At 38.8% G+C, this 14,036-nt stretch carries 12 protein-coding genes and 1 tRNA gene; 7 read left to right on the top strand and 6 right to left on the bottom strand.

The genetic code is table 11. The annotated features are described in order from the left end of the window. Positions 1-63 precede the first annotated feature (63 nt). Genes H5S39_RS05400 through H5S39_RS05390 form a run of 3 tightly spaced genes read right to left on the bottom strand, consistent with a single transcriptional unit; the run spans position 64 to position 4,390 of the window. The gene (locus H5S39_RS05400) at positions 64-2,916 is read right to left on the bottom strand and encodes a DEAD/DEAH box helicase (RefSeq protein ID WP_182597221.1); all 2,853 of its coding nucleotides are present in this window, start codon (positions 2,914-2,916) and stop codon (positions 64-66) included. Positions 2,917-2,936: 20 nt separating this feature from the next. Next, positions 2,937-3,437 (bottom strand): phosphatase PAP2 family protein, encoded by a 501-nt coding sequence (locus H5S39_RS05395; protein ID WP_182597222.1) that lies wholly within the window; start codon positions 3,435-3,437, stop codon positions 2,937-2,939. Continuing rightward, entirely contained in the window at positions 3,437-4,390 is a 954-nt protein-coding gene (locus tag H5S39_RS05390; RefSeq protein WP_182597223.1) for an aldo/keto reductase, read from the bottom strand. Before H5S39_RS05390 ends, H5S39_RS05395 begins: the two co-directional genes overlap by 1 nt. Before the next feature lie 123 nt (positions 4,391-4,513). On the opposite strand from H5S39_RS05390, the gene H5S39_RS05385 reads away from it, so the two are divergent. From H5S39_RS05385 to H5S39_RS05375, 3 genes are all read left to right on the top strand, one after another. Next, positions 4,514-5,437, top strand: coding sequence for a DMT family transporter (locus H5S39_RS05385; protein ID WP_182597224.1), 924 nt, complete (start codon positions 4,514-4,516; stop codon positions 5,435-5,437). Positions 5,438-5,636: 199 nt separating this feature from the next. Next, on the top strand, positions 5,637-7,859 hold the full coding sequence (locus H5S39_RS05380) for an alpha-galactosidase (protein ID WP_182597225.1): 2,223 nt from the start codon (positions 5,637-5,639) through the stop codon (positions 7,857-7,859). Positions 7,860-7,874: 15 nt separating this feature from the next. Further along, positions 7,875-8,501: a YczE/YyaS/YitT family protein gene (locus H5S39_RS05375; protein ID WP_182597226.1), complete on the top strand. Its 627-nt coding sequence runs from the start codon at positions 7,875-7,877 to the stop codon at positions 8,499-8,501. A 47-nt stretch (positions 8,502-8,548) separates the two neighbouring features. Here the strand turns inward: H5S39_RS05375 and H5S39_RS11705 are convergent, their stop codons facing one another. The 3 genes from H5S39_RS11705 to tpiA form a co-directional block, all read right to left on the bottom strand. Continuing rightward, a complete protein-coding gene (locus H5S39_RS11705; RefSeq protein WP_310735859.1) occupies positions 8,549-9,346 on the bottom strand; it encodes an AraC family transcriptional regulator in 798 nt (265 codons plus the stop codon). A 121-nt stretch (positions 9,347-9,467) separates the two neighbouring features. Further along, positions 9,468-9,542 (bottom strand) — tRNA-His (locus H5S39_RS05365). A 55-nt stretch (positions 9,543-9,597) separates the two neighbouring features. Beyond that, positions 9,598-10,368, bottom strand: a complete 771-nt coding sequence (gene tpiA, locus H5S39_RS05360; RefSeq protein WP_182597227.1) for a triose-phosphate isomerase — start codon at positions 10,366-10,368, stop codon at positions 9,598-9,600. Positions 10,369-10,537: 169 nt separating this feature from the next. On the opposite strand from tpiA, the gene psiE reads away from it, so the two are divergent. The 4 genes from psiE to H5S39_RS05340 all read left to right on the top strand — a co-directional run. Then, positions 10,538-10,939: a phosphate-starvation-inducible protein PsiE gene (gene psiE, locus H5S39_RS05355; RefSeq protein ID WP_182597228.1), complete on the top strand. Its 402-nt coding sequence runs from the start codon at positions 10,538-10,540 to the stop codon at positions 10,937-10,939. A gap of 11 nt (positions 10,940-10,950) precedes the next feature. Continuing rightward, entirely contained in the window at positions 10,951-11,493 is a 543-nt protein-coding gene (locus H5S39_RS05350; RefSeq protein WP_182597229.1) for an RBBP9/YdeN family alpha/beta hydrolase, read from the top strand. A 492-nt stretch (positions 11,494-11,985) separates the two neighbouring features. Beyond that, entirely contained in the window at positions 11,986-13,011 is a 1,026-nt protein-coding gene (locus H5S39_RS05345; protein WP_182597230.1) for a cation diffusion facilitator family transporter, read from the top strand. Between the two features lie 156 nt (positions 13,012-13,167). Then, positions 13,168-14,036 (top strand): UPF0236 family transposase-like protein (locus H5S39_RS05340; RefSeq protein ID WP_182597231.1); only part of this gene is annotated, 869 nt, incomplete at its 3' end.

Below are 14,036 nucleotides of genomic sequence, written 5' to 3'. Positions count from 1 at the left end.
GTCATCTTCTTTCTATTACTATAATTATAGAAGGTTAATAGTGAAATAAAAGTAATAAGGTTCCTAGACCGCTAATAAATCAAGAATTGATGGCGGTAATGGGTGATCCAAAATGAGATTCATCCCAACTGCTGTTTTCTTTTTGGGTCCTATCAATTCTTCTGCTACTGATCCAGGCTGGATGTGGGCAGTTCCTAAATAATAAAAATCCTTTCCAACCGCATCACTGCTTTTAATGAATAAATGGAGCTTCACTTTTGGCTGACCAACTTTAACTCCCGCTAATAAGCGTTGTACCTCTGCAGAGCTAAGGTGGCGAGGAGCTCGCGTATACCAACGAATTGACCGACCATCTTGAAACTGGTTATTATAGATAGCATTTCGCTTCTTTGGTGATTCCTTATGATAGGTGATAAAAATTGGACAAACATCTTCTGCTACCCGATATCCATACATTGGCGCACTAACATCTAAAGGCCAGTCCAGCAGTCGACAGACATCTTTTCGATCATATTGCTGATAAAGGGTAAAAGCAGCTTGAAAATCATAGGCTTTGGCAAGCTTTAATCCCGTCACAATGACATCATTAAACAACTGACTAAAATCCTTATGATGCCCTAATCCTTCCTGAATAGCAGGGTTAAGCTGGTAAGTAAAAAGATCTGAATGGTTAACAATAGCTCGACCACCATACTGATCTTTTTTTAATTGCTTGCCTGATTTTACAGCAAAAAAGTCCAAGTTCAATATACTATCTACTGACTGTAAAATATTTGCCGATACAAAAATGCCCTGGCACGTTAATTCCTGTTTAAATTCATCAATTGTACACGATCCATGAGCAGCTAGCATTTGGAGTAACACTAACTCATGAGGGCGTTTACCATCAAGCAGTTCCTTGGTTAAAAACATTAACACTTTACTTTCATAATTTGTTAACTCAACCTGGTGACCCATTTTTTCTAGAAAAGCACCATAATGATCAAGTCGTGCATTATGAGCAAATACTTGTGGGGCGACCGAACCATATTGGTAAAAATCAAGCAGCAATGGTGACCGGCCAAGTTGTTGGGCTAAGTCTTGGTAAGCTTGACGCAATTCACGCATTGAATCAAGCTTAACATGGTCAAGCGAGGTCAAAATATGCTCTTCTGCGATCCGGCTAAAATTGATTGTTGATACATCAAGGCTTGTAGGAAGTTTCACTTCTTGCCGTGCCCGATCTTTATTACGACTATTATCCTGGTTCAACGCAAGCGGAATCATATAGTTATGCTTATAGTTACCAATAAAGTCAATTACGGTAACATAGTCTTTTTCAGGATACTTACGTAAACCACGCCCTAGCTGTTGGGTGAAAACAATTGGCGATTGCGTATTACGCATCATAATAATTTGATTTAATGACGGAATATCTACTCCTTCATTAAATAGGTCAACCGTAATTAAATATTCCAGAGTACCATTTTCTAATTGGTCAACTGCTCCTCTACGTTCTTGAGGACTATTTTGATTAGTGAGGGCTTTGGCCGGATGTCCAGCAGCCGAAAACTGTTTAGCTAATGCTTTAGCTTCTTCCTGCCGACTGCAAAAAACTAAACCGCGGGGATGGTGACCACAATACCCATAGTAGTCTAATTGCTTAAGAATATATTTAACTCGTTTAGGTGCTGCTAGCTGACTCAGTTTTGATGTCTCACTAATTAGCTCACCACCTAATTCATAATCAGCGACTCCCACGTAATGAAAGGGAGCAAGCATTTTTGCCGCTAACGCTTCCCTAAGTCTAATTTCATACGCTAAATGATAATCAAAAAGCCTATACACATCTTGATTATCCATCCGTTCTGGCGTTGCTGTCATTCCTAGCCAAAATTGCGGAGTAAAATGTTCAAATACCCGGCGATAACTTGGCGCCGCTGCACGGTGGGCCTCATCAATTAAGATATAGTCAAATTCATTGTGATTTAATCGATTTAAAACAGATGGCTGACTTAGCGTCTGAACTGTCGCAAATAAATATTTAGCATGCCAATCCCGTTGATTACCGGTTAATAATCCATAGTCACTTAACGAACCGCCAATTACCCGGTGAAAGCTCGCCATTGACTTCCGCGCAATTTGTTCCCGATGAACTACATATAAAAAGCGCCGTGGTTGATAATTCTTTACCGCAAAGGCACCTAAATAAGTTTTCCCGGTTCCTGTTGCAGAAACAACAAGGCCCTTTTTAGCCCCACTATTAATTAGTGATGTTAACTGCTTCAATGCGGCTATCTGCATTTTGTTAGGAGTAACCGTGCCTGCAGGTTTACTTATCGCTGAATTTGGCGATGGTGCACGCCATTGACGACGGTAATTAGCAATCCATGCTGCATCTAGCACTTCGCTATATTTTTTAATTGTAGCTAACTCGTTTGCCACTTGCTGGAAAAGTGTCCCTTCACGATATGAGCTTAATTTAAGATTCCATTCCTTATTAACTAATAAAGCAGAACGTGTAAAATTAGCACTGCCAATAATCATGGTCTGATATTGATCGTGATCAAACAGATATCCTTTAACATGGAAGCCGTCACTGCTAGCAATTTTTACAGTTAAATTAGGAATCTTCTGTAACTCTTCGAATACTACTGGCTGGTTAAAATTCAAGTAACTACCAGTAATAATCGTGCCACTAACTCCCTTTTGTGCTAGGTCAGCCATAACTACTTTAAATGGAACCAACATATCTGGCGTGATGAAGGCTACCACCCAAGTAAAATTACGGCATGTTAATAATTCCCGGCGTAATACCTGCCAGATTGTCGCATCTTGGCTATTAGTCAAAAGTTCTGGTCCTATCTCTGCGTGTCCTTGATATTTGCTGTTAACAAGACCATTTAAGATTGCATCCCGTAGGATTGAACCATCCATCAATTTCACTCCTTCAAAAATTACACTAAGAATAAAAATAAACCGCAAATAAGTCCGCATATAAAGCCGACAAAGACATCACGAGGAAAGTGGACTCCGCCAATCACCCGGGTAATAGCAGATACGACTGCCAAAAGTAATAGAATTATTCCCCAGGAAATACTGAAATATAATCCACACATTGCAATCACGGTTGCCGAAAAAACATGGCGACTTGGCATAGAATCGCCTGTTTTATCCCGAAAAATCAGGGGCTTTATCGCAAATTTTTCATAAGGACGAGGCGCATTAATCCGTTGGCGAACAACTGATAGAATTATAAAGCCAATTCCAGGAATAAGTACTACTTTCCACAGAATGCTAGGATGTGTTTTTATTACCCATAGCAACAGACCAATGTAAACAAAGTACATTATCCACACAACAAATAAATTAACACCCCGCAAAAGCTTCAAAGCAGCGGAGTGGTGGCGAAAAGGAGCCGAAATACAATGGTAAAATTGTTGATAATTATTTTTCATTATGGCAGATCATTCCCCGCCGCATGATAGAGATCATACCACTCTTGACTTGTTAAAGTGATATCGCTACCCTCAGCACTATCCTTTATGTGCGCAGGTGTCATAGTTCCAAGAAGAACTTGCATATGAGCCGGATGACGAAGAATCCAAGCAACTGCAATCGCGTTTTTACTTACCCCATACTTGTCAGCTAGCTGGGCAAGAGCTTCATTTAGTTCAGGAAATTTGTCATTGTTGATAAAAGTACCAGCAAATGTTCCATATTGGAAAGGTGACCACGTCTGAATTGTCATATGCTTCCGACGAGTATATTCAATTAGACTACCATCCCGATTAGTAGCCCTTGCATCCGCCATGTTTGTATGTAAACCAAAGTCAATCATTTCGGTATGTTTTAAGCCAAATTGAACTTGATCAATTAACAACCGCTGATTAGTAGCAGCTTGTAATAGTTCAATTTGTTGTGGATTAAAATTTGAAACTCCAAAATGACGTACCTTCCCCGCCGCTTGTAGGGCATCAAATGCTTCTGCAATTTCAGTTGGTTCCATCAGCGGATCAGGGCGATGGATTAAAAATGAGTCAAGATAATCAATCTGCATCCGCTGCAAAATGCCATTTACCGCCGCAATTAGATGTTTCTTTGATGAATCATAACGGGTTATCTTATTATCGCTATTTGCAAATAAGCCACCTTTCGATTGAATATAAAAGTCTTCACGCTTAAAACCGCCCTTCTTAAAGGCTTGTCCAAAATGAATTTCTGATGATCCCCGTCCCAACTTAGGGTCATTTCCATAAATATCAGCAGAATCAATAAAATTTATACCAGCATCATGAGCCGCCATCAATGCATCTAATGACTGTGATACTGTCAATGTTCCCATTCGCATAATTCCCAGAGCGATATTGGAAACTTCCCAATTTGTTCCACCAATTTTTACTTTTCTCATATTAAGACTCCTTTTTCCACATGTCCTATTTTTCATTTTAAATTATCTATTTTAGCATTACCATTCATTCCAAGTTAAATTCATGTTACATTTAAGAAAATTCACCTTAGAGGAGGGAGTTAATTGAAGCAACAAACAAAAGGTGTATTACTAGCAGCCGGTGGAGCTTCATTGTGGGGTGGCTCAGGTGCTGCTGCACAATACCTTTTTAGTACAACCGATATTACAACAAGTTGGCTAGTTGCTCTCCGGTTATTAACCGCTGGAATTTTATTAACAAGTTGGAGCCTTTATAAGCAACCTCGGCAAGTTCGTTCAATTATTAGCCATCGTGCCAATTTTATTATCTTATTGACATTCGCTTTATTAGGAATGATGAATTCACAATTGACCTATTTTCTGGCAGTAAAATACAGTAATGCCCCCACTGCAACCGTAATCCAATACCTACAACCTGTAATTATTATTATTTGGCTAGCACTTGCTCAACGTAAAAGGCCCCGCCGAATTGACTATCTTTCAATAATCATTGCCCTTATCGGCACTTTTTATCTTGTTACCGGTGGTCATATTGATAAATTAACTTTAACCCCGCCTGCCTTATTCTGGGGAATTTGGTGTGCGTTTGCGGCAGCACTTTACACTATGCTCCCACGTCCACTGTTGCAAAAATTCGATGCCCTTACTGTATGTGGGTTAGCAATGCTAATTAGTGGTATTATTTTAATTCCATGTTTACTAGCATACCATCTGCCAACTTTAACAGGATGGCAATGGTTCCTTATCGTCTATATAATCATTGGCGGCACAATGTTTTCTTATACAATGTTTCTTCAAAGTATTCGTTACATTTCACCAGCTGCAACTGGCATTCTTAGTGCGTTTGAACCATTAGTTGCCACCTTTTTGGCTATCACTCTTTTAGGAACGCACTTAACTTTAGCAGCAATTATCGGTTCTTTACTGATTTTGTTTACAACCTTCCTTCAGGCAATTCCGCTTGACCAAATTATAAAGATTTTCTATCGCAATAGGAATTTGAATTAATTACCTATATTAAAGAAAAGTATCTACTATATTTTATAGCCTAATTTTTTAGACGAGATAGTAAAGTTTCCAACTTCTATCGCGTCTTTTTATTATCTAACATTTAGCACTATTTTAATAACAAAACTCACTATTTTTCTATAATGTAAGCGCTATTATAAAAAGTAGTAAAAATAAAAGTCTCGAAAGGAAGATAGCCATGCCTATTAAATATCATCAACAAAGTCGTGAATTTCACTTATATAATAACCATATAAGCTATATCATTAAAATTTTGCGAAATGATCAACTTGGTCAGCTTTTCTTTGGTCAACGTGTTCCCGATCGTGATAATCATGACTATTTAGTTGAAAATACATATCGGCCCGTAACATCATATGTGTATGATAATGATTATTCCTTTTCATTAGGTAATTTAAAGCAAGAATATCCGGCATATGGGACAACTGACTACCGCTTACCAGCCTTTGAACTTAAACAACCAAATGGTAGCACTATCACTAATTTTAAATATGTATCGCACAAAATTTTTGCAGGCAAGCCAACACTCAGTGGTCTTCCCGCAACTTATACTGAAAATGATGATGACGCTACAACACTGGAAGTTTTATTACATGACTCGCTAATCAATGTTGACCTCGTTATCTCTTATACTATCTTTAACCACTATAATGCAATTGCTCGTAATGTTAGATTCATCAATCACGCCAAGGTGCCTTATCAACTACCTACAGCTATGAGTATGAACCTTGATCTCCCAGATGACGATTTCGATTGGATGCAGTTTTCTGGCGCATGGGGACGTGAACGCCAATTAAAAACTTCCCACCTCCGTCCCGGCATTCAATCAGTCGGAAGTACACGAGGAGCCTCCAGTCACATGCAAAATCCGTTTATTATTCTTAAGCGCCCACACACCGATGATTTTCAAGGAGAAGCATATGGCTTTTCTCTAGTCTATAGCGGGAACTTTCTTGCTCAAGCCGAAGTGGACCCTTATAAGGTTACCCGAATTCAAGTAGGGATTAATCCCTTTCATTTTTCATGGAAGCTTGGCCCGCAACAATCATTTCAGACTCCAGAAGCAGTAATGGTTTATACCAGTAAGGGATTGAATAACCTCAGTCAAAACTTTCATCATCTTTATCAAAAACAACTGGTTCGAGGATATTGGCGCGATCGGCAACGACCAATTCTTGTTAATAATTGGGAAGCAACCTACTTTGACTTTACAGAAGAAAAACTCCTAACACTTGCTAAAACAGCAAAGAAATTAGGAATCGAACTTTTTGTCCTCGATGATGGCTGGTTTGGCAAACGGACTACTGAAACAGCTGGTCTTGGCGATTGGTGGGTTAACCACGATCGTTTGCCCGATGGCATTAGTGGATTAGCAGCAAAAATTCATGACTTAGGAATGATGTTTGGCCTTTGGTTTGAACCAGAAATGGTCAATAAAGATAGTGAACTCTATCGTCACCACCCTGATTACATTATCACGACTCCTCATCGGCACGCTTCACAAGGGCGAAAACAATATGTGCTTGATTTTTCACGTCCAGAAGTTGTCGATTATGTTTATCAATTAATGGCAAAGGTATTACGGGAAGGCAAAGTTGATTATGTCAAGTGGGATATGAACCGAAATATTACGGAATGTTTTTCATCAGCTTATCCGGCAGACCAACAAGGCGAAATTTTTCACCGTTATATTTTAGGAGTATATCGCCTTTATGACCGCCTAATTCATGATTTCCCTAAAATCTTATTTGAGTCTTGTGCTAGCGGTGGTGGTCGGTTTGACGCTGGGATGCTCTACTATGCTCCCCAAGCTTGGACAAGCGATGATTCAGATGCAATTGAACGATTAAAAATCCAAACAGGGACATCATACTGCTACCCAACAAGTTCAATGGGCGCCCATGTTTCTATTTCGCCAAATGAACAATTACAGCGGCAAACACCACTTAAAACCCGCGCAGATGTCGCATTCTTTGGCGCATTCGGTTATGAATTGGACCTCAATGCTCTTTCGCCAGATGAACTACTACAGGTTAAACGCCAGGTTACCTTTATGAAAAAACATCGTCAGCTTTTTCAATTCGGTACATTTTATCGATTGAAGACACCTTTTAACAGCAACATCGTTAGCTGGCTGGTTGTATCTTCTGATAAGAAACATGCGATTATGGGATATTTTAAAATTCTCAATGATATTAATGCTGAATATCGACGCCAACGGATTCCAGGACTTGACCCTTCAATTGAATACCAAGTTACAGAAGAAGATGGAGCGCAACTTGGCTCTTTTAGTGGGAACGAGCTTGCTAACATCGGACTCGTGACTACAGATGCCTCTGCTGGTGAAAACAAAGAAACAACGGATTTTTATAGCAGACTCTTTATCTTTGATGCTCATTAAAAACGAGGTGTGCTTATGTACCAATTCAAGCGAATACTAATGGGCTTTTGCGGAGTAACCCTCTGTGGCCTTTGCGTTGGAATGCTTCAAAAAGCTAATCTTGGTGTTGACCCTTTCACCTGTTTTGTAACGGGAATCGCCAACATTTTTGGTTCAACTTATTCAACTTTTTATTTAATTTTAACAGGCATACTGTTATTTCTTGTCTTCATTTTGCGTCGACACTATATCGGAATTGCAACAATTATCAATCTTCTCTTTACTGGCGTTACAGCTGATATAATGCGGGAATTTCTGAATAATGCCATCCCTCATCCTAGTCTTGTTATTCGTTGGGGGTTAATGTTAATTGCAATTGTCTTTACTTGTTTAGCGGCTGCCCTTTATTTTACCGCGGATCTTGGCGTATCAGCTTATGATGCAATTGCCCTTATCGCCGCTTATAAATATCGCCTTCTACCATTCAAATACTGCCGAATTATTACTGATAGTATTTGTGTCATAATTGGCTTTGCTTTCAATGTTACCCTCGGTATCGGAACAGTAATTACTGCTCTCTTTATGGGACCATTGACTCAATGGTTCAAAGTGCATATTGCTGAGCCACTTCTCTCTCGCAACCAGTTAATAAAAACAGCTTAATAGCAAAAAATAACTTCCAACACTCAATAACAAATTAATGCTGGAAGTTATTTTATTTTACTTTGCTGCCGATATTGCCGCGGACTTATCCCATAAGTTTGTTTGAAGACCCGCGTAAAAGAATTTAGATGCTGGTAGCCACATTGTTCTGCCACTTGATCAATACTAGTATCGGATGATTCTAACAAATGGCGGGCTTTAGTAATCCTAAAATTACGAATATACTCACTTGGTGTCAAATCAAGGTTTCGTTTAAATAAGGCGGTTAAGTAACTACGATTAATATTAATTGCCTGCGCAAGATTATCAACAGTTACCGTTGTGACATGATGGCTAATATTCTGAATTGCTTCCGTTACATAGTAGTTTTGTTTTGGCCTAACTTGCTGGACATTAGCAACCGTTCCCCTAGCAATATAGCTCAAGAAGCGAAAAAGGTAACTTATTGCCCGCAAATTATTTGCAGGTGCTAAATTATCAAGAGCTAAAATCTTATTGACACAATCAGCAAGTTCATACGATTCAGTACTATTAAAAACTGGACTTGTTTCTGAGATATTAAGTTGGTTAATCCACGTTGCAGCGCTTTTACCAGCAAATCCCAACCATACATAGGACCAAGGGGTTTCCTTATCTGCCACATAAGTCGTTCGATAATTCGGTTCAATCAAAAATCCCTGTCCTGCATGTAAATGATATGCAATATTATTAACCTTAAAAGTACCCGATCCCGCTAAGATGTAATGAATCAAATAGTAGGGACGAACGGCGGGCCCATATTTGTGTTCAGGCATAGTATCAGAACGTCCAACCGATGTTAACCCTAATTCTTCATTTGGTCTGATTGCATAGTCACGTGCGATTGCTCTTTCGATTGTTATTCATCCCTTTCCCTAAATAAAGCGTTTACAAATATAAGTAAAAAAAAGAGACAATCCAGAATAACCTGAACTGCCTCTAGGCCAGGGCGGTATGTGGGATTTGAACCCACGCGTGCCGGACCCACAAACCGGTGTGTTAACCAAACTTCACCAATACCGCCATAACAACTGTTAATAACTATAACACATAATAGCAGTAGATGGAAAGGAATTTTTTAATTTTTCTGATCATTTTTTAGGTAATTGATCATCCGTAAAAAATTATCAACATCGAGACTAGCTCTTCCAATCAAGACTCCATCAACATCTGGCTTGTCCATAATCATTCCAATATTATCTGGATTAACACTTCCTCCGTAGAGAATCCGAATCTTATCTGCGATCTCATAAGTATAATTATCAGCAATCGTTCGCCGAATTTGCCGACATCCCTCTTCAGCCAGTGTCGGATTAGCATGTTGTCCAAAGCCAACCGCCCAACTTGGTTCATAAGAAACTACCACTTTTTTTATCTGATCAAGCGAAACTCCACGAAGAACACTCATCAATTGTTGAAAAACATAGTGAATCTCACCGTTGACTTCTTTTTGAACCATTGTCTCATCGGTACAAATAATCGGTGTCACACCCATTTCAAGTGCTGCTAAGACTTTCCGATTAACTATATCATTATCTTCGTTGAATAATCGTCGCCGTTCAATATGTCCTAGCATAACATAAGAAACTCCCGAATCTGCTAATCCCCGTAGACTAATTTCACCAGTATATGGTCCTGAATATTCTGCCGAAGCATTTTGTGCGATAATTTTAAGACCCGAGTCATCCGCCGCCTGCTTCATACTAGGTAATGCAAATGCTTGGGCTGCAATACCGACTTCAAGTTTTTGCGGGTCAGGAAGTTTTCCTTTAATCGCGTTAACAAATTCTACTGATTCTTGGACATTTTTGTGCATCTTCCAATTAGCTGCAATAAAAGGTTTTCGCATTTTCCGCTCCTCCTTTAATTTTCATTTTAAGTATCGCATACTTTCTCTAAATATTTCATTAAATATTAGCTAAATTTTGTTAGAAGTTAATTTCGTTTTCTTTTGTAAGTTTCTAAATTATTGCTATTCTTAAGATAAAAAGCTTTTTATGGAAGGAGCCACTGATTTAATGAAACAAATTTATGAACTAGCCGCAAAATTTAGTCACGCTTTACGACTATTTACAATCTTAGCACTAGCAATTCTAGGCGTCATCTTAACTTTCCTCTTATTTACCGAAATTTTCTCTCTTATTCCCTTAATGCTCGCTGGAAATACCGACCATGTTATTTTTGAAATTTTAGACCGGGTAATTGTCTTTTTCCTTTTCTTTTCATTTATTACTATGATTATTGCTGCCCTAAAACACCATGGCCATATTGCAGTTGATTTTTTGCTTAGTTTAGGAATTATGGCACTGATTCGGGGACTGATAGCCGCTCACGGTCAGCCCTACGAAATCCTTACCAGTTCCCTAGCAATTTTATTGTTAATCATTGGCATGGTAACATTAAAGCACTTTATGAAATAGGAGTCCTCAAAATGACAAAAGCATATTTAATTCACGGAACATCGACCCGCGATGACGACTGGTTCCCATGGCTAGAGGAAGCAGCTAAACCATTGATTGATATTGACCGGCTGTGGCTTCCTAATCCCGATTGGCCAATCCAAAGTGAATGGAACCAGGCAGTTGATAAGCAAATTAGTCCCCATAACGGTCTTATTCTTATAGCCCACAGTCTTGGCTGCATCACTGCTCTCCGCTACATTGAACAACACCAAATTAACGATGCCCGATTACTATTAGTAGGAGCATTTGACAAGAGTTTACCGGCCTATCCTCAACTCGATAAATTCATGGTGCCTGCGCCTAAGTATCAGCAAATATTACCTAAAATTTCTAAGGCAACCATAATTACTGCAAAAGACGATCCAATTGCGCCATATAAAAATAGTATTGACATCGCTAAAAAGATTAGAGCAAACCTCATAGTTCAAGACCATGGCGGACACTTTTTAAGCAGTGACGGCTTCACAACATTTCCTCTCGCCTTAAGAGAATTAACTAAAATCGCAATATAGCTTATATTTTTTAGGCAAAACACCGGTTTCAATTAATAATTAAAATTAATTTATTCACATAACACTTACTTGTAATTTTTCACTTATAAATCCTGTCATAATTATATAAAAAGCTCATTAAAAGCTTAGCTAATTATTATCGTCACTAGTCTTGAGAGCTGTTACAATATTCGTTGGAGAGGGGGAAAGACCAGCAAATAGTTTTTCCCATAAAGGCAACTAACTTAGTTGTGCTGTAAAAAATTATTTTTAATTATGTTAAAGGAGTTGTTCAATATGATGTCAATTATGAGTAATATGATCGCCTTGGTTAGCTTTGTTGCACTGATTATTGCAACATGCGCCCACGTAATTAACAATCGGGCCTAGCAATTATTTTCATTTATTTTTATCTTAGACGGCTGGTAAAGGCGAAAAGCTTTTCACCAGTCGTTTTATTTTTATTTGCGTTACAATAAAAGTAATTTTGATCGTTAAGGAAGCTTATAATTAATGACTAAATTCAAGAGACATACAACTACAGAAATGAACAATTGGGAACATACCCAAGCAAAAGAACTCACTAAAATCCGTGCCTCACAACACCACCTAATTTATAATCTTGTTGCTTACGTTGTCATTTCGATCATTGAATACTGGTTAGCTGAGATGAGTAAATCTCAGACTTTACGTGCCGATGCCTTTAATAATCTTTCAGGAATAATTTCAACGTTCTTACTTATGATGGGTCTTCACATTGCACAAGACGTTGATGATGATGACATTATCGGAGCAAAATTGCCTACCGGAAACTACCAAGCACATATGGGTTCAGATCAACGAGTGCAATTTGTTCGTTGGCGGTATGAAACCATTTTTTCACTTGTAACCGCTGTAGTAATGGTCGCAATTGCCTTTAGTGTTATCATCGACGGAATTAAGGGCCTTCTTAATCCCGCAAGCCGGGTAGTTCCCCAGCCAGTTGCTTTAATCGGAGCGGGGATTGCTTCTGTCATTATGTTAATTGTCTGGTATATGAACAGGCGCACTGGGCTTAAATTAAAAAATGCAGCCTTACTCGCTTCTGCTCAAGATAGCCTTAGCGATGCTTTTACCAGTATTGGAACCTTGATTTCTATTGGTGGAGCACTCCTCTTTGATATTCGCTGGCTTGATGGTGTAACCAGTATTATTGTTGGCTTTTTTATTTTATATTCTGGCCTCAAAATTTTCTTTGATAGTAGTCTTAATTTAACTGATTATTTTGACCCCCGTGCAGAGCAAGAATACCGCCAAGCAATTATGCAAGTTGACCCAGTTGTTAAAGTAGTCGAGTTAAAGGCTCATTATAATGGCAATGTAGTCACTCTCGATGCGTCTGTCATGGTCAACGCTAAAATGACAATCTTACAAAGTTTCCAACTATCAGAACATATTGAAAATATTCTTCGCGAAAAGTTTGGAATTATTGATACTGATATTTCATTTGTCCCTGATCCACATTCATTTTCTGATAAAGATGTTGTGGGTGAATTTTAATTTATTTAAAGTTAGTGTAAGATTTTCATAGGTTGGATGAATAATTCATCTGGTCATGAAGATCTTTTTTGTAGACCAATTTTACTTATTTACAAAAAAGGAAAAGACCAGTAGCCTTTAGTGTGTCCAATACTAAGCAAAGGCAGGTCTTTCCTCATGGATATTTTAACAGAAATTAACCGCGATTTGGTAAAATCAAGCAGTTTATTTGAAGCTGAACAAATTGTTTTAAAAGGAGTGCTGGAGTTAGGCCAAGCAATCATGCAAAACTTCTTAGAAAGCTTAGATCAAACTCTTAAGTCCCAGGTACCAGCTGATTACCAGGTTATCAATAAGCAATCACGAACCCTTAACTTTATCTTTGGCCCGGTGACTTTTCAACGCCGATATTATCAAGTTGGATCAAGAAAACGTGAATTTTATTTAGACCAACAATTAAAAATCAAACCACGTCGCCGGTTATCACCGCACTACTTAATGATGATGGCTAAAATTGCCCAAACCACAACGATGCGTAACACTGCTGATATTTTGAATTTGGTGTTTGATAGTGGAATTACTGCCGATTCGGTCATGCATGCCGTCCATGAGTTAGGCAGCCGAGTTGTGGAACAAAGTCTGGTGAATGAACAACAAACTGTTCACCGTCGCACACCACATAATTTAACAATCGAAGGTGATGCGTTTATGATTAAACTCAAAAAAGAAGCCCATCATCCAGGTCAGCTGTCCCTTGTACACCATTACCGGGTTTATGAACGCGTAGCTAATCAAATCATTAATCGGCGTGATTTTCTTAGTGTCGGGCATCAAGGACAGCTTGAATCACGACTAAGTGATTATTTGGATTGTCATTACAAACTTGCCGGTCAAATGATCTTTTTGGCCAGTGACGCTGGCCCAGGTTATGAACCAACTAAGCTATTAGACTTAGTTCCGCAAGGTGCCCATGGAGAATACTTTCTCGACCGCTACCACTGCCTACAGAAAATTGAACGTACTCTAGGACAGCGAAACGAGTTAAC

The sequence above is a fragment of the Limosilactobacillus rudii genome (genome assembly GCF_014145455.1).
Classification (GTDB): Bacteria; Bacillota; Bacilli; order Lactobacillales; family Lactobacillaceae; genus Limosilactobacillus; species Limosilactobacillus rudii.
Note: the sequence above shows the minus strand (reverse complement) of the source record. Positions and strands in the feature narration are given on the sequence as shown.